Origin of the sequence: Planococcus versutus, assembly GCF_001186155.3 — a bacterium.
GTDB lineage: Bacteria > Bacillota > Bacilli > Bacillales_A > Planococcaceae > Planococcus > Planococcus versutus.
On sequence record NZ_CP016540.2, the window covers coordinates 601,454 to 622,215 of the forward strand.

Annotated in this window: 14 protein-coding genes and 1 pseudogene; 13 read left to right on the forward strand and 2 right to left on the reverse strand. The window is 35.3% G+C overall.

Going from position 1 to position 20,762, the window contains the following annotated elements:
• The first annotated feature begins 14 nt into the window (after positions 1 to 14).
• Positions 15 to 1,742 carry a DUF262 domain-containing protein gene (locus tag I858_RS03155; protein WP_049694476.1) on the forward strand — a complete coding sequence of 576 codons (1,728 nt, stop codon included), beginning with the start codon at positions 15 to 17 and terminating at the stop codon, positions 1,740 to 1,742.
• 77 nt (positions 1,743 to 1,819) lie between these two features.
• On the opposite strand, the pseudogene I858_RS03160 reads toward I858_RS03155, so the two are convergent.
• A pseudogene (locus I858_RS03160) lies at positions 1,820 to 2,007 on the reverse strand (sodium/glutamate symporter); the annotation flags it as partial.
• Positions 2,008 to 2,255: 248 nt separating this feature from the next.
• On the opposite strand from I858_RS03160, the gene I858_RS03165 reads away from it, so the two are divergent.
• From I858_RS03165 to I858_RS03210, 9 genes are all read left to right on the forward strand, one after another.
• Entirely contained in the window at positions 2,256 to 2,543 is a 288-nt protein-coding gene (locus I858_RS03165) for a type II toxin-antitoxin system Phd/YefM family antitoxin (protein ID WP_049694477.1), read from the forward strand.
• Positions 2,524 to 2,778, forward strand: a complete 255-nt coding sequence (locus tag I858_RS03170) for a Txe/YoeB family addiction module toxin (protein WP_049694478.1) — start codon at positions 2,524 to 2,526, stop codon at positions 2,776 to 2,778. The genes I858_RS03165 and I858_RS03170 overlap by 20 nt, the downstream gene beginning before the upstream one ends.
• 228 nt (positions 2,779 to 3,006) lie before the next feature.
• A complete protein-coding gene (locus I858_RS03175) occupies positions 3,007 to 5,766 on the forward strand; it encodes a type I restriction endonuclease subunit R (RefSeq protein ID WP_049694479.1) in 2,760 nt (919 codons plus the stop codon).
• A 550-nt stretch (positions 5,767 to 6,316) separates the two neighbouring features.
• On the forward strand, positions 6,317 to 7,900 hold the full coding sequence (locus I858_RS03185; RefSeq protein WP_049694481.1) for a type I restriction-modification system subunit M: 1,584 nt from the start codon (positions 6,317 to 6,319) through the stop codon (positions 7,898 to 7,900).
• The gene (locus I858_RS03190) at positions 7,875 to 9,107 is read left to right on the forward strand and encodes a restriction endonuclease subunit S (protein ID WP_049694482.1); all 1,233 of its coding nucleotides are present in this window, start codon (positions 7,875 to 7,877) and stop codon (positions 9,105 to 9,107) included. Before I858_RS03185 ends, I858_RS03190 begins: the two co-directional genes overlap by 26 nt.
• 76 nt (positions 9,108 to 9,183) lie before the next feature.
• On the forward strand, positions 9,184 to 10,704 hold the full coding sequence (locus I858_RS03195; RefSeq protein WP_049694483.1) for an ABC-three component system protein: 1,521 nt from the start codon (positions 9,184 to 9,186) through the stop codon (positions 10,702 to 10,704).
• A complete protein-coding gene (locus I858_RS03200) occupies positions 10,697 to 11,251 on the forward strand; it encodes an ABC-three component system middle component 1 (RefSeq protein ID WP_049694484.1) in 555 nt (184 codons plus the stop codon). The genes I858_RS03195 and I858_RS03200 overlap by 8 nt, the downstream gene beginning before the upstream one ends.
• Positions 11,248 to 14,082: an AAA family ATPase gene (locus I858_RS03205; RefSeq protein WP_065524414.1), complete on the forward strand. Its 2,835-nt coding sequence runs from the start codon at positions 11,248 to 11,250 to the stop codon at positions 14,080 to 14,082. Before I858_RS03200 ends, I858_RS03205 begins: the two co-directional genes overlap by 4 nt.
• A 312-nt stretch (positions 14,083 to 14,394) precedes the next feature.
• On the forward strand, positions 14,395 to 14,604 hold the full coding sequence (locus tag I858_RS03210) for a hypothetical protein (protein ID WP_065524413.1): 210 nt from the start codon (positions 14,395 to 14,397) through the stop codon (positions 14,602 to 14,604).
• Here I858_RS03210 and I858_RS03215 read toward each other — a convergent pair.
• A protein-coding gene (locus I858_RS03215) for an IS3 family transposase (protein ID WP_157886468.1) occupies positions 14,571 to 15,715 on the reverse strand; the annotation gives its coding sequence in 2 pieces (ribosomal slippage) (positions 14,571 to 15,469 and positions 15,469 to 15,715; 1,146 coding nt in all). The two genes, I858_RS03210 and I858_RS03215, sit on opposite strands and share 34 nt — an antisense overlap.
• A gap of 619 nt (positions 15,716 to 16,334) precedes the next feature.
• Here I858_RS03215 and I858_RS03225 point away from each other — a divergent pair.
• From I858_RS03225 to I858_RS03235, 3 genes are all read left to right on the forward strand, one after another.
• Positions 16,335 to 17,453: a DUF2325 domain-containing protein gene (locus tag I858_RS03225; protein WP_049694924.1), complete on the forward strand. Its 1,119-nt coding sequence runs from the start codon at positions 16,335 to 16,337 to the stop codon at positions 17,451 to 17,453.
• 392 nt (positions 17,454 to 17,845) lie between these two features.
• A complete protein-coding gene (locus I858_RS03230; RefSeq protein ID WP_049694925.1) occupies positions 17,846 to 19,852 on the forward strand; it encodes a nuclease-related domain-containing DEAD/DEAH box helicase in 2,007 nt (668 codons plus the stop codon).
• 278 nt (positions 19,853 to 20,130) lie between these two features.
• On the forward strand, positions 20,131 to 20,697 hold the full coding sequence (locus I858_RS03235; RefSeq protein ID WP_049694926.1) for a DUF4126 domain-containing protein: 567 nt from the start codon (positions 20,131 to 20,133) through the stop codon (positions 20,695 to 20,697).
• Positions 20,698 to 20,762 lie beyond the last annotated feature (65 nt).

The window sequence follows — 20,762 nt, forward strand, 5'->3', positions numbered from 1 at the left end:
GAGGAGAAAAAAATGTGAGTATAACAAATGCATTTAATTCAGAAGGGTTAATTAATATTCTTTCTCTTTTAACATCAGATAATCGGCATTACAAGATTCCTTCAATGCAGCGTAATTATGTCTGGTCTAAACAAAATATAATTGATTTTATAGAAGATATTAGAGAGGCTATGGAAGCAGAAGAGGCAACAGAATATTTTATAGGAGGCATGGTATTTGCTCTTAATGAAGATCCAAACAGTCACTTTGTTGTAGACGGTCAACAGCGAATAACAACAATTACTCTTTTATTAGCTGCTGCAAACTATATAAGTAAAGAACAAGGAGAAGAAGGTATTGCTGATTACTGGAAAAAACTAATTTTCACAGCATATTTACATCAAGGGAAGATGAAACAAACGTCAAAATTGACACATCATAATACTGATAATCAATTTTATCAGGCTCTAATAGAGCTTTCACAGCCGATTTCTAGCTATCAACCTCAAAATGTATCACAAAAAAATATGTGGACAGCAATGGATACTATTCTGGAAGAAGTATCTGCAATGCCTCATTCAGAATTAGTAGAATTTATGGAATATCTTATCGGAAAAGTATATGTCATACCGATGGTTTGTTCTAGTTTAAATATGGCATTTCGTATTTTTGAAACTCTTAATGATCGTGGAGCTAAACTTCAACCGGAAGATCTGTTGAAAAATTTACTTTTACGAAATTTAAGCGATGAGGAATATGAAAATGGAGCTAATCACTGGACTCAGTTTATCAACGTTTTAAGTAACGAAAATGGAAAGCCTTACGTCTCAGCCTCTACATTTCTTAAACATTATTTAGCCTCAAAGGGAAGATACGTTAGCAAAAATAAAATATATGAAACCTTTGAAAAAAATGAATCTGTAGTTAATATACAAAATGCTGATGAAATATTTAATTTGTTAAATGATTTGTATAACAATGCCCAATATTATGTTGGTTTATTAAATGGCGGAGGGACTGAGGAGATTCAAGCCTGTTTAGAAGTCGGTGTTAAACAGTCACTAATAATAGGTTTAGCTTCAAGACATCTAGACGCTCAAAAACAAAAGAAAATTCATGAGTTATTAGAATCTCTTGTATTTAGTTACGTAGCAACAGGTGCTCGCTTTAATACTTTAGAAAGAAGTTTCCCAGAGATCTCTATAGACTTACAAAGTGAGGATAGATACGATCAAGCTATTGGAAAAATAAAAGATTTAATATTAGATAAAAAAGAGGCAGCTCTTTCTTCAATAGCACAATTGAAGTTAGGTACTGCTTCTGAAAAAAAGAAGGTTACTTACATGCTACGTAAACTTGCTCAATCTTTAGACGGAGGAAATTACTCAAGTCTAACTATTGAACACATCATGCCAGAAAACAAAGGGACAGGATGGAATCATGTTAAAGAAGAAGGAACAGAGTATAAACTATTAGTAAATAGGCTGGGCAATCTCACTTTACTTCCGAAACCGGTTAATAGTTCTTTGAAAAATAAATCTTTTAAAGAAAAAATCGAAGCTTACAAAACACAAAATACGCTTACACGCGCTATTGTACTACCGATAAGCAACACCGGTACCAGCAATACAGTATTCGATAAATCAATCAAGGCATACCAACCGGAAGCTACGAATTCTTGGGAAGTTAGTAGAATTGAGAAAAGAACAAGTGCAATGATAAGGTTAGCAAACCATATTTGGTATGAGAAACATAATATCTAGGTTTAAAGACTTAATAGTAATATACAAAAAATACCACTCCTTCCTTATTATTTAAAAGAGTGGTATTTTTTATTAGTTTAACTAAACATATTAATAGTAGTCAAAATTATTGGTATGGCGAATACGTCGATCAAGAATGCGCCCACAATTGGTACGACCAAGTATGATTTTTGTGAATGACCATATTTGGATGTGATAGCATCTACATTGGCCATTGCATTGGGGGTGGCGCCGAGACCGTGCCGGTAAAGCCAGCGACCATTAAAACGTGTCCCTGAGAAAGAAACAACTCTAAACGATTTTAACAATACACTACAATTTATAATTTATGCATAACTACATATACTAAATCAACATTTTGGTTATGGTTTTTTCATTTTATTAAACCATATAAATTGTTTGAAAATTGTGTCGTTACTTGGCGAGCGATATTTTGCTCCTCCACATAAGAGTCAATCCATTTTACTTCGACTAACATGTACGCTATAATGTACATAAAAGGAGATGGTGGACATGTCGTCAATTACTGCAACAACTCCAACTAATCTTAGAAAAAATCTTTTTAGTGTTTTAGAAGATGTTACAGAAGCCAACACAGAAGTTATCATTACGCTAAAGTCTGGTAAAAATGCTGTATTAATCTCTGAAGATGAATTGAATTCCTATCGTGAAATGGCTCATTTGATGTCTACGAAAGAGAATAGAGATAGACTTAATGAAGCCATTACTCAGCTAGAAAATGGCGAGGGAACGGTTCGCGAGTTACTCGAGGAAGATAAACATGCTGAAAGTCTGGTCTGATCAGGCGTGGGAAGATTACCTTCACTGGCAAACTACTGATAAAAAGATTGTGAAAAAAATTAACAAATTAATAAAAGAAATCGAGCGTCATCCATTTACGGGACTTGGTAAACCAGAACCGCTGAAACATGACTGGACTGGTTATTGGTCTAGGCAGATTACACAAGAGCACCGCTTGGTTTATAAAGTCGAAAATGATTCCGTTAAAATTGCGCAAGCAAGATTTCATTATTGAAAAGTATTTGTATGCCTACGGGCTTTAAAACTAGTAAGGAAATTTTATATCGTTGTCGTTTGCGGATCCATTTGGGTTCGCTTTTTTTATTAGTTAGTTTCATCCAATCGAATGAGTTTAACATTCCATTTACAACGTACTTTCTTTCACATACCCCTCAGTTACATTCTCCCTCCAATGTGGTAAAATTATCTAAATAGAATGACTACCATAAGAGGGGGATATCGTATGGTACATCAAACAAGAACGCAGTCGGAAGCGCAGCTGGAAAACGAGATGATTGAGCAGCTCGTGGGACAAGGATTTGAACGAGTTTCCATTCCTTCTGTCCAAGCATTGCAAGATAACTTACGCATACAAATCAATAAGCTGAATGAAGAAAACTTAGAAGGACAAGCGTTGTCTGATAAAGAGTTTGAGCGATTGCTTTTGAAAATTGAAGGCAAGAGTGTGTTTGAGTCGGCTAAAATTTTGCGCGATAAGGAAATCATTTCGCGCGATGACGATAGCATCCTTTACTTGAAATTATTCGATACGCAAAACTACCAAAATAACTTTCTCCAAGTGACGCATCAAACCACAGTGGTGGGACGTTACACCAATCGCTATGATGTGACCTTACTGATCAACGGCTTGCCACTTGTTCAAATTGAATTAAAACGGAGAGGACTTCATTTTGCTGAAGGCTTTAACCAAATTATGCGCTACCGTAAAGATTCTTACGGTGGTTTGTTTAACTTTCTGCAAGTTTTTGTGGTGTCAAACGGCGTTGACACGAAGTATTTTGCCAACTCGGACCGGGAGCCGATGAAGAGTTTGATGTTTTTCTGGTCGGACGATGCCAATAAACGCATCACGAAACTAGATGCATTTACTGCTTCGTTCTTAAACCCTGTCATGTTGCAAAATGTTTTGTCCAAATACATGATCATAAACGAAACCGATAAACACTTAATGGTTATGCGCCCGTATCAAATTTATGCAGTTGAACGCATTCTGCATCAGACCATCGAAAAAGAAGGAAATGGCTATGTGTGGCATACAACTGGCAGCGGGAAAACCTTAACTTCCTTTAAAGCCAGCGAGCTTTTAGCGCAGCAGGAAGACATCAAGAAAGTCATTTTCCTTGTTGATCGAAAAGACCTGGATTCGCAAACGATGGAAGAGTTTAATAAATTCGAAAAAGACTCTGTCGACCGAACAACCAAAACTGGAGTGTTGGTCAAGCAGTTAAAAGATCCGAACCGGAAACGAATCATTACAACGATTCAAAAGATGGCGCACGCCGTTAAAACGGAACGGTACCGTGATGTGATGAAACTGTACGAAAACGAAAAAGTCGTTTTTGTTATTGATGAATGTCATCGCTCGCAATTTGGAGAGATGAATTTACTGATTAAGCGTCATTTTAAACGCGCGCAATACATCGGTTTTACCGGCACCCCACGTTTTGTCGACAACAAATCACAAGACGGCCGCACCACGTCGGATTTATTCCAAGACTGTTTGCATACCTACTTGATTAAAGACGCCATTCATGATGGCAACGTGCTTGGCTTTTCAGTCGAATACATCAGTACGATGAAAGGCAAAGAAGGCATCGATGACGTCACCAAAGTGCCAGGCATTGACCAACAAGAATTGTGGCTAGCAGATACCCGCATAGACATGATCGCGCGTCACATCGCAAGCATTCATTCCAATAAAACACATAATAAGAAATACACCGGCTTACTGACAGCAGAAAGCATTCCCGCGGCAATTAAATATTACGATGCGTTTAAGAAAATCGATTCAGGTATGAAAGTTACGTCAATTTTTAGTTTCGGGACAAACGAAGAAAGCGTGGAAGGCGAAGAACATTCGCGTCATTCACTTGAACGCATTATGCAAGATTTCAATCAAGAATTTGGCAGCAATCACACGACGGAAAATTTCTCTTCTTATTTTGCAGATGTTTCGAAAAAAATGAAATCCGCACAAATCGATTTGCTGATTGTCGTTGATATGTTCTTAACCGGCTTTGACGCTAAAACCTTGAGTACCTTATACGTGGACCGGCCGTTAAAGCACCACGGCTTAATCCAAGCGTACTCACGGACCAACCGTGTCGAAGGGCCGAAAAAACAATACGGCAATATTGTGTGCTACCGCAATTTAAAAGAAGAAACAGATACGGCTGTTCGGTTGTTTTCTCAAACGGGAGACACGGAAACGGTTCTTATGAAGCCTTATGATCAATACTTGGCAGACTTTAAAGAACAATTAGATCAGCTTCTCGACATTGCCATTTCACCAGAAGCGGTCGACGACTTAGAAGGCGAATCCAAGCAAAAAGAGTTTGTCATTTCATTCCGTGACTTAACTCGCATCCTCACAAAGTTAAAAACATTTGTGGAATATGATTTTAACCAACCCGACATGGGCATTAGTGAACAAACCTATAAAGATTTCAGAAGCAAATACTTACTTCTTTATGAAAACGATAAAAACACCAAAGATAAAGTGTCCGTCATCAACGACATCGATTTTGAAATCGAATTGATGCAGACGGACAAAATCAATGTCGATTATATTCTTGAGCTCTTGCGCAATACCAACTTTGAAAATAAAAACGAGCGTGACGCAGCGGTGCGTCGTGCGATTAAAGAAGTGAACGAAGCATCAAGCGATGAAATGCGCTTGAAACGAGATCTATTATTGGAATTCTTACAAGGTGTAGCACCAACGCTTACGAATAAAGACTCGATTGATCAGAAATACCACGACTTTGAAAACGAGCGTCGCAAACGAGAAATCCAAGCGATGTCTGAGAAGGTGCAAGTGGCAGAAGACCGGCTCGAGTATTTTATGAAAGAATACGAGTATACGGGCGTATCCCCTGACCAAGAAATCAATGACGCGATCAAAGCACCGTTTAAAGAAAAGCGAAAACGTGTTCAGGCGTTAAAGGATTTTATCTATGATAATGTGAGGAAGTATTCGTAGCTTGGAAGAAATCGCTGCAGGCGGACGCTTCCCAGGGGCACGGCTTCAGCCGCTTCCCTCGCTCTGCTCAGTCCAGGGTCTTCAGCTCGTGCTGTTCCCGCAGGAAAGCCAAGGCACGAGTAATTTTCGGGCCACGGCTTTGCACGAAGCTAGCGAAGCGATGCAGGAGCACATCTTTGCTCTTCGCCGCCTTTCGCTCTTTCTTCTAAGTATGATTCGCTCGAGTTAGCGCAAATCGTAAATAGGCTCGAGTATAATAGTAGAAGATGATAAAACGCTTCGGACGCTTTGGGGATGCCTCCCACAATAAGCCAAACGAAAAAAACGTCAGTCTTATTGCTCCGGCTACCCCGTGGACGCGCCGAAGCTTAGTGCGTAAAATCTAACAAAGCAACTGATGAGAGACTATAATAGTAAAAGACCTGCAAGTAGCGGGCACAACAAACTTCGCGCCACGGTGACAGACACAATTGTTCCTCAAATTGTGACTGACGCGGGGGCGCAATTGTAGAAGGATAGAACATATCGATCACACCAAAGGAGAATCACAATGACAACTTCAGAAAAACAACGTCAGCAACAAGCTGAATTGCATAAGAAACTATGGACAATGGCCAATGATCTGCGTGGTCAAATGGAAGCGTATGATTTTAAAAACTATATACTCGGACTTATTTTTTATCGTTACTTGTCAGAAAAGACAGAAGCTCGGATTGCGAAGTTATTAGAAGAAGATAACATTTCGTATGAAGATGCTTGGAAAGATGGAGAGTACCGCGAAGGATTGATCGAAACTTTGCTCGAGGAAATTGGCTTTGTCATCGAACCAAAATTCCTGTTTTCATCGATGGTAATGGAAATTCCAAAAGGCGATCAAGGGAAGTTCGATGTAGAACTATTGCACAAAGCGATTAAAGCAATTGAAGAATCGACTTTGGGAACAGATAGCCAACAAGACTTTGAACATCTTTTTGATGACATGGATTTAACGTCGACAAAATTAGGGCGTGACGTAAAATCGCGTTCAAAACTGATTGCGAAAATCATCTTAAGCATTAATGATATTCCATTCTTACACGACGATGTAGACATTGATGTATTGGGCGATGCTTATGAGTATTTGATTTCCCAATTTGCGGCGAACGCTGGTAAAAAAGCGGGCGAGTTTTATACGCCGCAACAAGTATCGAAAATTCTGGCGAAAATCGTGACACATGAAAAGCCAGACTTAAAGAACGTGTACGATCCAACGTGTGGATCTGGTTCACTAATGTTGCGTGTGGCTAAAGAATCGAATGTACGCTTGTTTTACGGTCAAGAATTAACGACGACAACGTTCAACTTGGCACGTATGAATATGTTGCTGCATGATTTGCGTTATACCGATTTTGATATTCAAAACGAAGACACCTTAGAAAACCCGAAACATGTCGACATGCGCTTTGAAGCCGTTGTGGCCAATCCGCCATATTCCGCCAATTGGAGTGCAGACGCTAAATACTTAGACGATGAACGTTTTATTGATTACGGCCGACTGGCACCGAAATCAAAAGCGGATTTCGCCTTTGTGCAGCATATGATTCATCAACTAGACGATAACGGAACGATGGCTGTTGTATTACCGCATGGTGTGTTATTCCGTGGTGGAGCAGAAGGCGTCATTCGTCAATTTTTGATCCAAGACAAGAACTATTTAGATGCAGTGATTGGCTTGCCAGCAAACGTGTTTTTCGGCACCTCTATCCCAACATGTGTTTTAGTTTTTAAAAAGACGCGCAAAGAAGATGCCAATATTATCTTCATTGATGCTTCAAATGAGTTTGAAAAAGGCAAAAACCAAAACAACTTAACTGATGAAAACGTCGACAAGATTGTCGATACGTACAAAACGCGTGAAACAATTGAGCGCTATTCATACGCAGCGAGCTTAGAAGAAATTAAAGAAAACGACTACAACTTAAATATCCCACGCTACGTGGATACGTTTGTAGAAGAAGAACCGGTCGATTTGAAAGCAGTACAAGTAAGATTGAAAGAAATCGATAAAGAAATCGAAGAGATTGATCGTGAGTTAGAAGAGTATTTTAAGGAATTGGGGGTTGGTTTTGGTGAACGTACCTCAGTTGAGATTTAATGGGTTTGATGGGGAGTGGAAGCAGCAAGAATTAAGTGAGCTTTTAGAGTTTAAGAATGGAATTAATGCAGATAAAGACAGCTATGGACATGGAACAAAATTCATTAATGTTTTGGATATCTTGAATAATTATTATATTCTTAGTGATAAAATTATTGGTTCAGTAAATGCTTCAGAAAAGCAACTTGAGACATATGCTATTACTTATGGAGATATGCTGTTTTTGAGAAGCTCAGAAACACGTGAAGATGTTGGTAGGTGTAATGTTTATTTAGATCAAGTAAAGCCAGCTGTCTTTGGAGGATTCGTAATTCGAGGTAAAAAGATAGCTGACTATTCTCCATTTTTCCTAAAAGCAGTGCTTAATAACTCTTCAGCTAGAAATCAAATATCCAGTAAAGCTGGAGGAAGCACTCGTTATAACGTTGGTCAAAGCATATTAAGCGAAGTAACTGTACGAGTTCCTAAAATTGAAGAACAACAAAAAATATCTTCCTTTTTGATGTTGCTTAATAAAAAAAATGAGACACAACAAGAGAAAATTGAGAAGCTGGAGCAGTTTAAAAAAGGCATGATGCAGAAGGTTTTCTCGCAGGAGTTGCGGTTTAAGGATGAAGATGGTGGGGAGTTTGGGGAGTGGGAATTACAAACTCTTAACAATTTCACTAAACGAGTAGTCCGCAAAAATATAGGAATCCAGTCTACACGTCCCCTTACTATTTCTGCACAACAAGGTTTAGTAGATCAGAAGGAATTCTTCAATAAAAATATAGCAAGCAAAAATACTGAAGGGTACTATCTTTTGAAAAATGGCGAATTTGCTTATAACAAAAGTTATTCAAATGGTTATCCATGGGGAGCTATTAAAAGGTTAGATAAATATAAAGATGGAGTTCTATCTACTCTTTATATTTGTTTCGAACCTATAGAAAATGTTAACAGTGACTTTCTTTCTATTTATTTTGAAACAACTTTTTGGTACAAAGAAGTTTCGTTAATTTCAGGAGAAGGCGCAAGAAATCATGGCCTACTGAATATTGGTGTAAATGATTTTTTTGAGACACAACATAATATGCCGCGTATAAAAGAGCAGCAAAAAATAGCTGGAATTTTTATGCAACTAAATAGAAAAATTGATAAGGAAAAAGAGAAGTTGATGGTTTTGGAGGAGCAGAAGAAAGGTTTTATGCAGGGGATGTTTTGTTAAAGAAAAATTAAAGGAAATTTATAATAATAATTAGAAACTACTTACTCCACAAAAAAATTGCTAAGTTGGTGATAATATGAGTACTACTCCAAGTCCAATTTCTACAGGTGCAGGAGGTTCTACCTTTGAACATAGCGTTCAAACTGAATTTATTTGTCTCATGATTGGGAGCGGAAAAGTTCCCATTAATAGATTTGAAGCCGGTTATATAATCGATCATATTTCTTTTCAAGCTGGATACAAAGATGTTGAAACAGACGATATGGTAGTTACTTTTCAACCAAAAGATGGTTCGGTAAATAGAATCTTTGCACAAATGAAAACTACTATCAGGCTAACAGATAATTCATTATTCAAAGAAGTTATTGATGGATTTTGGAAAGATTGTAATAATCCTAGCGTTTTCAATAAAATTAATGATATTTTCACAATAATTATGGGACCTCCTACTAATGTTAACACTTTTAATAATGCTTCTTTATTGTTAGATAGAGCAAGAAGTAGCTTGGATTACCAAGACTTTCACTCGAAAATAATAGCTTATGACAATATGGAACAAATATTTAATGTATTTAAAAGTGCAGTAGAAGATGCGAAGGGAGAAGCCCCTTCGGAAAGCGAAATGTGGGAATTTTTAAGATGCATTTATATATTATCTTATGATTATAATAACGATCCTAGTCACTCTAAGCGAAATATTCTACACTTTTTAGATATAACAAAAAAAAGAGTTCAAGGTGTAGAAGAGAGTTTAAGTGTCTGGAATAACTTATTTGCGATGGTTGCAGAAAATAATTTTAAAGCAGGGATTCTTACATCGCAATCTATTTTCAATAAATATCCTTCACTAATTGACTGGTTTGATCAAGCTGCAATTCCTGTCAATCCAGTGAAAATTAAAATTGATGAATATAAAATCGGAATGTTACAAACCATAATTTCTAGTACAAGTATTGTTGACGAAGAAATTAGAACTCTATTACTTGAATCAATGGAGGACGTTTATACTAAATTAATGGAATTAGATATCGACGTCATAAAAGGCTTCTTAAATAGATATCACCACCCTCGGGAGAGTAATCCAAACTTGAGTGTGAACGGTATCGGAGAATTGTTTGAACTACTAACATATATTAATTGTCGAGTAAAAAGCTGGTCCATTCAGAATTTTGAAGTTGCAAATTTAAAAGTAGTAGAGCAAGACAAAAGCGGATGGGTTCAATTAATATATTCTACCAACAAATTTACATTTCCAATGATAATTTTGGACTTAGGTATGAAGCTTTACAATCAAACCCCATATAATAATTACTTTGAAAATAGATGGATTATAGAAAATGCCAATATGGATTCCGACAATGAAAATTTGTGTGACATATGTGGCCTAGGTAAAGATTATCCTTTTTCGAAATTGTTAATTGATTTTGGAAAAATTGTAAAAATAGACTATTTTAAAGATGTCCCTGGAAATTCGAATGGTTATAAAGATTTAGGGAATGTTAAGATTTGTTGCGCTAAATGCATTCGTAAAGTACGTGAGTCTGTAAATGTAGAATCATTAAATGATACGTTATGGGGAGTGTTGGCAGGTGATTAATTTAGTTAAAGAAATTCTAAAAGAAAAAAATGCCATAGAAATTGAAAAAAAGTGGATAAATTTAGATGAAGTATACATTTTACCTCAAGGCATATTTGGATTAGTAGAGTTAAGAGATACCGAAGAGTTAGAAAATAAATGGGAAAGTTGCGCCTTAGAGTTGGCTACAAAAGTACAAGGTAGGTTATCGGATAGTTTTGATTACTTAAGGTGGGATATATATTTGATTTTGTTTGTCAATAGTGATACACCTACACTTGTAAGAAAAATAATTGAAAATGATAGAAGATTTTTTAAAAAAATTGTTATTAACAACAGAGAATCAGATACTAATAGGCTTCCTTTCGTTTTTGATTTTAGTACTCCACCTAATGATTCCTCATTAATAATTCATCAAGAATCTATGTTCTTAGACAGCTTGAAAAATATTTTACCCCATAGTGTAAAAAAAATATTTGCAGAAGATTTTTTTGAAAATGGTCCAGAGTATGAATCTATAGACATCTACAAATTATTAAAAAATAAAAAGGATGCTGAACTGAAATGAAAATATCTCGTCTAATCATTGAAAGTTTTAGAGGCTTTAATGAGAAAAAAGACTTTAAACTAGCTAATTCTCAATTAATTTTATTGTATGGTCCAAACGGTCACGGCAAAACCTCCTTTTTTGACGCTATAGAATGGGGACTCACAGGAAAAATAAACCGATATGATCTTGCTTCAGACGAAAGAAATCGTTCAAAATTTGTCGGTAATTCTTTTTCGATAAAAGTTCCTTATGTCCAAATTACCCTCAACACTGAAGAATTAGAAGTTGTAATTGCCAGAAGAGGAGTTAAAGATGATTCAAAGTCTGATTACGGAACTAATTATTTGGAAGTTGAGTTACCCGGAAACCATTATTTAGTTGGTAAAGAAGCACAAGACTATTTGTTTGAAAGTATAATTAATAAAGAATGGTTAAAAAAAATAAATTCAGAAAACTTGAATAACATTTATAACTTAACACATTATTCAAGTCAAGAAAAAATGAGTCATTTTTTAAGAGGGGCAAAGGAAGGCGATCGCTATAATGCTCTCTCAACTATTTTAGGAACTGATCAATATAACGTATATAAAAAAAAGTTTAAAGATGCTCAAACCCTTTTCAAGGAAGATATAGAAAAATTAGATAAATCAGTGTTTGAAGAAGAAATAAAGTATACGAACATTTCCAAAGAAATAATAGAACTTGAAAATAAAATAAAATTACATAATTCCGATTCAAATTACACAAAAGAGATTTTAGCTAAGTTTAATACACTAACATCAAAAGAGTTGAAATTAGAATTAGATATTGATGAGACTTTAAAAGAAATTCATAGTTTCAACAGTAAAATATTTAAAGAGAGAAATAATCAAAATCAAATTTTTCAAAATGCGAAACTGTTAAACCACGATTTACCAAAATATAGAGAAGCTTTAAACAAACAAGTCAGTAATAAAGAAAAACTACTGATTTTCAGAAGATTTAGGGAGATAAATGAAAAATTAGTGGATTTTAGATGGCTAAATCGAAATTACAAAGATTATCAAGAAGGTTTAAATAGTTATAACGATAAAGTTGATCTAAAAAGAGAATTGCAAGAAAAAGTCAATGCGATAGATATGAGTATTAAAAGCAACGAATCATTTATTTCTAGAGTAAGTATTTCTATAGAAGATTCAATTGAAAGTCATAACTTTAATGCGCTTAGGAACATAATAACTGATGGTGAAATAAAAACTGATATAAAAAGTAAGTCGTTAGATATTATTACGGAACTTGAAGGAAGTATTTATAACATACAAATAAAAGAGAAAAATAGAGACGATTTGAAGATCATAAAAGATTCTTATAAAGAACGATTATTAGAATTAGAGAAAATTGACGAGAAATACGGAGCTTTACTGCGACATGTTTTGGATTATGTACAAAAGGTCAGTGAAATAAGTCGCTGTCCAGTATGTGGAAATGACAACATATCTTCTAAACATTTGGAAGAATATGCTAAGAAATCCCAAGAAGAAGTTAATAGAGACATCCCAGTAGTATTAGAAAAGTATAATATTTCCAAAGAACAATACATTAAAGTTGAAAATGAGTTAAATACTTTAAAAAAGACGCTCAACAAAAAAATAGATAATATAAAATATGAAGTTAAAAAAATCACCGAAAGTAATCGTATGCAAAAACAAAAATTCCCTGGTTTATACGACGATTTAAAGAATCTAGGGAATACTATTAAATATATTGAAGAAACTAATGAAAAATATTCTGGGTTGCTAAAAAAATATAATCTAAACAACTATACAAAAGAAAAAATCAAGATAGTTTTAGATCAAATCTTAAAAGAGAAAAGTGAAATTCAGCAAGAGTATAGAAATATTGATGAAGTGAACATTGGAAAATTTATTAAACAAATAGAAGTTGAAATTCAAGGTGATAGAGTTTTTATAGAAAATTATGAATTTCGAATAAGAGAAATTAGTGGTGGAGAATTCAAAGGCGATTTGGAATATATCAGTAAATTTGTAACTGATATGTTGAATCAATGTAGTTTTGAAAAAGAAAAGCTGGATGAAAGAACAACGCTTCTAGGTAATCTCATTGAAGCTATAGAAGATATGAAAACACAAAGTTTATTAAAACTAAAAACGAAAAAATTTAAAGAAGTAGAAAAAGTGATTTATATATTAAAGAAAGAAAAAGAAGATATCGAAGAAAAAGTCAATGGACTTGAAGGTGCAATAAATAGTATTCCTTTAGCTATCGAAAATCTAAATGAAAAGTCAATTACTGAATTATTTGACCTTGTACAAAAAGTTTATTCGAAATTAAATTCCCATCCAATATTTAAAAAGGTAAATTATAAAACAGAAAAACGATTTGGAAATTTTAAATTGCTTCTTAATGTTCTTTCGGATAGTGAGATTGAGGTAAATCCATCATATATATATAGTGCTGCTCAAGTGAACACTATAGCACTATCTATATTTTTATCCATGGCCATAAAGCAAGAGTGGTGCAATTTAGATTTAGTTGCTATTGATGACCCTATCCAGAGTATGGACAGCTTAAATTCTTTAGCTTTTATTGACTTATTAAGAAATTTAACTGATCAGTCTGAATACAATAAGCAACTCATTATTTCTACACACGATTCTTCTTTCTTTGAACTGATGAAAAAGAAATTCCAATCTGTCGATGTAGCGCTAATACAATTTAATGGATATAGCGAGAATGGTCCTACATTCGGCAATCTAAATGGAGAAAAAGAATCGGCTGCTCCCGAATTAATTGAGTTTAATAAAGGGGAAAAAATAAATAATCTAAAAGAAATAATTTCAAGTATTTGAAATTAGAAGAATCGCGTCCCAAGGAAACTAACAATTCTAAACGGTTCTGACAATACACGACAATTTATATTCGGTACATTTACACATCTGCTGCATCAACTGTTATTGACGTCTGATTTTGTCTAGAAATTGATGGTTCTTTTTGTCCCAAACCTGACGGGTTTGTTGTCTAATAAATAATAATCCTTCTTTTAATCAAGCGATAAAGTTATGGGGAATTGAAAGGCAATGGAATGAAGAAAACGAAAGAATATACCAAAAGCTTAGATGTATTTAAAGTTAGACGAGATGGAAAGGGAGGAGAAGTAGTATATGGAAAACATAAGTGTGAATTTTAATTATCAATTAAATGAAACAGAATCAGCAATAATTAATGCAAGTTTAGGTGAGGGTGAAAGGGAAAACACTCACGAAAAATTGAACGGTATAGCAAAAGCTTCATTTGAAGAATACTTAAAATTAATTGTGGGTGGTACGTCAACACTAAATCAAACAACTTTTTTAAGGGCTGCGTTTCGATAAGTGACAGGGCTGGTATAGCCCAGACTGCTGTGTAGACGGACATGGTTGTACCAATTCACGTAATCAAACAGTTCAAGCGCTAGCTGGTTAAGCGTGTCAAAGCACATTCCGTTGATGAGTTCCGTCTTCAAAATCTTGAACGTGGCTTCCGCCACCGCATTATCGTAAGGGGTTCCTTTTTGGCTCAGCGACCGTTCGATTTGGTGCGTCTTTAATAGCGCATCGATGCCGGTGTTCTTGAATTCAGATCCGCGGTCCGTATGGAACAGCTTCACGGCTCCCAAGTCGCCTTTGACCGATGCGAAGGCACGTTGAACCAGGGCAGCGTCTTTACGCTCGCCCAGACTGTACCCCACAATTTCACGGTTGTATAAATCGAGAAGGAAACAAATATAGTTCCAGCGGCCGCCAACCTTTACATACGTCAGGTCGCTGACCAACACGGCGTTTTTCGCTGCCGGATTGAATTGGCGGTTCAGCACATTCCGGTATGTCGCTTCATTGGGAGGCGTGACCATCGGTTTGTAGGATGGCAGCGCGTATTTCGATTGGATGCCAAGTGACGCCATGAGGCGTCCAATACGGCGTCTCGAGATCACCCATTTCTTTCTGTTCGCCAACTCTTTTTTCAGCTTGCGTGTGCCATAGACGCGGCGATTCTCGTGAAAGATCGCCCAGATTTCGTCTTTCAACTCCTGTTCTGCTTGGGCTTTTTGGTGTGCTTTTTCTACCGAAACGGAAGTCTCATAGTAAAAGGTGCTGCGGGCAATTTGGAGGACAGTGCACATTGCTGATACTGAATAGAGGTGTTGATTCTGTTGGATAATCTCTATTTTCGTCCCATGATCAGCGCCGCTTGCTTTAAAATATCCACTTCCATCTCCAACTGCTTATTTCGTTTTTTGTAGGCAAGCAATTCCGTTTCCAAAGGGCTTCGGTTATCTTTTTCCTCGAACGAGCCAGTTTGATTGGATTGGGCAATCCACCGATCGAGGGCGGAAGCCGTCAGGTCGTATTCCCGGACAATATCCGGTCGGCTTTTTCCGCCTGCGTGCAGCGCGACGACCTGTTTTTTGAATTCTGGGGAAAATGTTCGTCTTTTTTGTGGCATGGTAGATTCTCCTCACGTATAGTGGACTATTCTACGCCCCCTTATTTTTTCTGTCCAACTAAGTGTAGACTATCCAACAATTCTAAACAATTCGGACAATACGCTACAATTTATATCATATACATTACTGCAACCGCTGCGTCTATGTTTAAGGCGCAGCTTTTTTATATTATTCATCTGTATAAATTGTGTGGAAATTGTTTCGCTCCCTGGGACGGAATATTTAAAAAAATTAGAGACACCCAAAATGTAATAATTCAATTTGATAGAGTCTGATTTCGTATCATGTACCTCAACAGATTCATAATTAGAGCAAATTTAATTTCAAATAAGCCACTCTATTCAGGAGAACCTGAATAGAGTGGCTTATTTCTTTACGTACGCTTTATAAATGAAAATATCATCTTTTTATTTCCTTTCATTCGATTAAATAAGAGTAATTTGTTTAGGAAATATAATAAAAAATAGTAAATGTATTTTGATGAAAAAGTAAAGTATAACTAACTTTTTTAGTATATTTATTTCATTTAATTGTAATATATAGTTAATTACTTAGTGTAAAATGCTATAATCTATTTAGTAGTTAAAGACTATAAGTGAATAAAAAAGGGGTGGCGAAATGCACGGTGCATATTTCAGTTACATTAAGTTAAAGCAAATAAAGTTATTAGAAAATCTCGAACTAAATAGTGATGAAACTGAAGTGCAACTATATATTGAACAAGCAAAATTAATGCAATTAGTCCTCCAAATGATTAAAAATACTTCAGAGGTTCTTGAATCTCTGCCAGAAGAAAAGTTCGAAACATATGATTCAACGGAAAAGGAAATTGATTTGCAAAGACTATATTTGAAACAAAACTGGTCTATAAAATATAGTGAAGAAAATCCTGAAGTAAATTTTACAGAAGAGATATCAACAGTTTATAAATTCAGGCGTTTTTTAGTAGGAGGTGAATTATCCGGCATCAAAGCCTACCTTTCGGAAGAAGTAGTACGAAAAAATGATATTGAACATGGAGATATGGTTAGAGTGTATCCAATTGGTGTTTTGCCTAATGGAGAAACTAAGTATGCCTTTGCTCTTGAAGAAAAGATGGGAGAAGAGGCTCCGAAAAACAGAAAACAACTTGATTATTGCTTGGTAGAAGAAAGTTCTTCAAATCTAATATGTAAATCTAATAAAGACGGCGTCTTCCGTGAAGATGACATTTTTCCGGTTTTTCATATTCCAGATAAAGATGTATTTAAGCACGATTTAGCTCCAGGAGATATTGTAGACATTTCAATTGAAAATAATGAGTGGCATAAAGGAAAAGTAATTTGGAAACATGAAATCAAATCTAAGCAAGTCTCAAAAAGATCTAACGAGAAAACGGCTAAGAAAACAAAAGCGAAATCTGGCAAACAAAATATAGAAGTAAAAAGATCCTTAGAAGGCAAAACGCTTCTGATCGTTTCGAATAAACATGACCAATCTAGCTATGAATCGCCTATAGCAAAACGCGGTGGGAAATTATTAATGGCCGATAGTGACTATTCGGTAGATATACTGAATTCTCTAGTTGCAAAATCAGATGCTGTTATCTTAATTACTTCCACTTCTTCTCATAGAGCAATGTGGACAGTAAAGGATAAAACAAAAGAGCTTGGTATCCCTTTCATTCCTTCCAGACATAAGGGAACGACTCATAATGTGAATTTGGCAGAGCAGATATTTACGAAGGAAGAAGTTTAATTAAATAAAACAATGTGACCTATCCTGACTTTCAAAAAAACTTTAAAAAGCTAGTATTTAATCTTTTTAGAATGTCATTTTGGTCCCTGTTACTGGCATTTAAGGATTGTAGTGTTTAGCAATTAAGCAAATGCATAATACAACGCATATTCAACGCTTTATACGGAGTGGCGGGTTATGCTATGCAAAGCCTTCTCATGCATTCCTTTGCGTAAAGTTGTACCCGCAGAGGCTCCGTGTCAAGCGACATCGGGTTAGGAATTTATACATTCATCCGAATATCCTTAATTGCCATTTTATACATTTCTTATCTGCCAAATACAGGTCTCAAAAAGAATTAAAGAATTTTATACTTGACGAACAAGATTAAATCAAAAGAGGAGAATTAACTAATGGTTATTTTAGTGCCGACAATAGAAAACATCAGGAAATTAAGACAACGACCCACACAAGGTGAAGAAAACTTACTTGCGCTATTACAGAAGTTAAATGATGAATATACCGTTTATTTTCAACCTTTTTTAAATGGCAGTATGCCTGATTTTATTATTCTTCATAGAATAAAAGGTATATTACTAATTGAAGTAAAAGACTGGAATTTAAAGTTATACAATATTATGGATAAAAAATGGTCATTAAAAAGCAACGATAAGGCAAGAATAAAGTCACCCCTTAAGCAAGTAAAAGATTATAAGGATCATATACACTCTTTTATAAATGGCTTTGTCGAAGAGAGCGTTCATGATCCAAGGAAATTTGGATACGTTCAGACTGCAGTTTACTTTGATTTACTTAATGAAAAGGAATCGTTAGAGTTTTGCATGGAATGTAAATCTTATAATGAAAAAATTCATATTTTAGGAAAAGATTCGATAAATACCGATAGATTTAGAGAACTAAGTTATTTCAAAAGAAATCTTTCTGATGAATTCACATCAAGATATTACGAAGAATTTCAATTACTTTTTGCTCCCTCAGTTCATATGCTTGAACTTGGTCAGGAAATTAAATATAGTAAAAGCCAGAATAAATTAATTAAAAGCAGGAAAGAAGAAATTAAAATTAAAGGGGTAGCTGGCTCAGGAAAAACATTTGTCTTAGCAAAAAGAGCTGTTAGTGCTCATATAAGAACTAAAGGTAGAGTTTTAATATTGACTTACAATATAACTTTAAGAAACTTTATTCGAGATAAATTGAGTCAAGTTAGAGAAGAGTTTTCTTGGGATATGTTTCATATAGACAATTATCACAATTTCATTGGAACAATGAGTAATGAGTATGGAATCGATTCAATCGCATACGATGATACGAAATTATTTGATGGTGTAGAGACACAAAAATACCAATCAATCTTTATAGATGAGATTCAAGATTACAATCTTGAATGGCAAACAATAATTAAAAAATACTTCCTTGCTGAAAACGGAGAATTAGTAGTATTTGGGGATGAAAAACAGAATATTTACGGAAATATATTAGATGAACAGAATACTAGCACAATTGTAGAGGATAAAGAATGGAAAGTATTGAATGAATCATACCGTTTATCTACAGTAATCAATGATTTGTCGATTAACTATTATGAGAAATATCTGAAAAATAGATATTTACGTTTGGAATATACTATGCAGCAAGAACTAAGTTTTAATATTGGAGATATAAGTGAAGTGAATATAAATGGCTCTAAAGATATTTTAAGATACTGTGAATATATTTTAGAGTATATACGAAAGCATAAAATCCCTAACAATGATGTCGTAATTTTAGCACGCCATATTAGCACATTAAGAGATATCGAAAATATTTTCAGAATTCAATATGGTCTAAGTGTAACTAAGACTTTTGAAAAGCTAGAAACTTATAATCATTTACTTGCAAAGTATGGAGAAGACAGTTGGCAATTTAAGGAGGAGATAAGAAAAGTTCGAAAAAATGAGAAGTTTGCATTTCAAATGAATAGGGGGACTATAAAAATGTCTACTATTCATAGTTTTAAAGGATGGGAGGCTGAAAATGTATTTTTATTCTTAGAAAATCCATTGGGAGAAGAAGAATTAGTAGATGAAGAAATTATTTACACTGGTATTACACGCTCAAAAAACAGATTAATATTTTTAAATAAGCATGATACAAAATATAAACAATTATTTAGTGAGAATCGTGAAATCGTAAAAGAAATTAATATTACTTTAAATTCCCTACCAAATAAAGACTTCTTTGATGAAGAAACAACAAATTTCGATTCTATAAAGGATCTTCATAGTATTGAAATAAATGAATCTGCAAATGAGAACTTTATTGAATTTGCTGGAGACTATGAAAGCGAATCAGATTATTGGGAACGTATTGCTGAAGATTCTGATATGACACTAGAAGAATACTTTAATTCGATGGATTAATATTTCATGATACTAGATCTTATCAGTTTATAGCTGATTGGAAAATCGCGCCCCAGGGAGAGAACCAATTCTAAAAGATTCGGATAATACGCTATACTTTATATCATATACATTACTGCAACCGCTGCGTCTATGTTTAAGGCGTAGCTTTTTCATATTATTCATCTTTATAAATTGTTTGCAAATCATTCCGCTCGCTGGGACGAAATATTTACGAGCGTTTGATAACTTGCTCCTATATAATGGTGAAAAGTCTTTGGATAGGAGTGGACCTTCTTATGGAGATGATTCTTGCAATATGTATCGGCCTGGCTTTAAGCGCAACAGTTGGGTTCCGGATTTTTACGCCTCTATTTATCACCGGTGTTTTTGAGCGGGCAGACTGGATTACCGTGTCAGAAGGATTTAGCTGGCTCGGCAGCACCCCTGCGTTGATTGCTTTCGGAGCGGCAATCGTATTTGAAATAGCGGTTAATTATATTCCGGTTGTCGGGTCAATGATGAAACTTATTGCCACACCGATCGCGGCACTTGCGGGTATCCTGCTAACAGCGTCATTCATCGGAGATATGAATCCGCTGCTAGAATGGAGCATCGCCATTATTGGCGGCGGGGGAGTTGCCATGGCATCACATACTACGATGACTGCTGTTAAAGGGGTAAGCGAAACCGCGCTGCTCAGTCCTGCTGTCGCCATTGCGGAAGATGTAACTGCAACGACAGTACCGATTGCCATTTTCTTGATTCCGGTGCTGGCCATTGTTTTTGTTGTGCTGATTCCACTGCTGATTTTTGTTTATTACCCTAAGCGGAAACGGCGGAAGAATAATCAAAATACTGTATAAATCTATATGAAGAACTAAATTTCATGGCAAAAATGCGTCCCTAGGAAAGAAAACACTCTAAAACA

Excerpts from the sequence above, each read along its gene's own strand:
- I858_RS03165 (WP_049694477.1), top strand. The coding sequence starts at position 2,256 with ATGTCGTCAATTACTGCAACAACTCCAACTAATCTTAGAAAAAATCTT.
- I858_RS03225 (WP_049694924.1), top strand. The coding sequence starts at position 16,335 with ATGCACGGTGCATATTTCAGTTACATTAAGTTAAAGCAAATAAAGTTA.
- I858_RS03235 (WP_049694926.1), top strand. The coding sequence starts at position 20,131 with ATGGAGATGATTCTTGCAATATGTATCGGCCTGGCTTTAAGCGCAACA.
- I858_RS03205 (WP_065524414.1), top strand. The coding sequence starts at position 11,248 with ATGAAAATATCTCGTCTAATCATTGAAAGTTTTAGAGGCTTTAATGAG.
- I858_RS03185 (WP_049694481.1), top strand. The coding sequence starts at position 6,317 with ATGACAACTTCAGAAAAACAACGTCAGCAACAAGCTGAATTGCATAAG.
- I858_RS03175 (WP_049694479.1), top strand. The coding sequence starts at position 3,007 with ATGGTACATCAAACAAGAACGCAGTCGGAAGCGCAGCTGGAAAACGAG.
- I858_RS03210 (WP_065524413.1), top strand. The coding sequence starts at position 14,395 with ATGGAAAACATAAGTGTGAATTTTAATTATCAATTAAATGAAACAGAA.
- I858_RS03195 (WP_049694483.1), top strand. The coding sequence starts at position 9,184 with ATGAGTACTACTCCAAGTCCAATTTCTACAGGTGCAGGAGGTTCTACC.
- I858_RS03230 (WP_049694925.1), top strand. The coding sequence starts at position 17,846 with ATGGTTATTTTAGTGCCGACAATAGAAAACATCAGGAAATTAAGACAA.
- I858_RS03170 (WP_049694478.1), top strand. The coding sequence starts at position 2,524 with ATGCTGAAAGTCTGGTCTGATCAGGCGTGGGAAGATTACCTTCACTGG.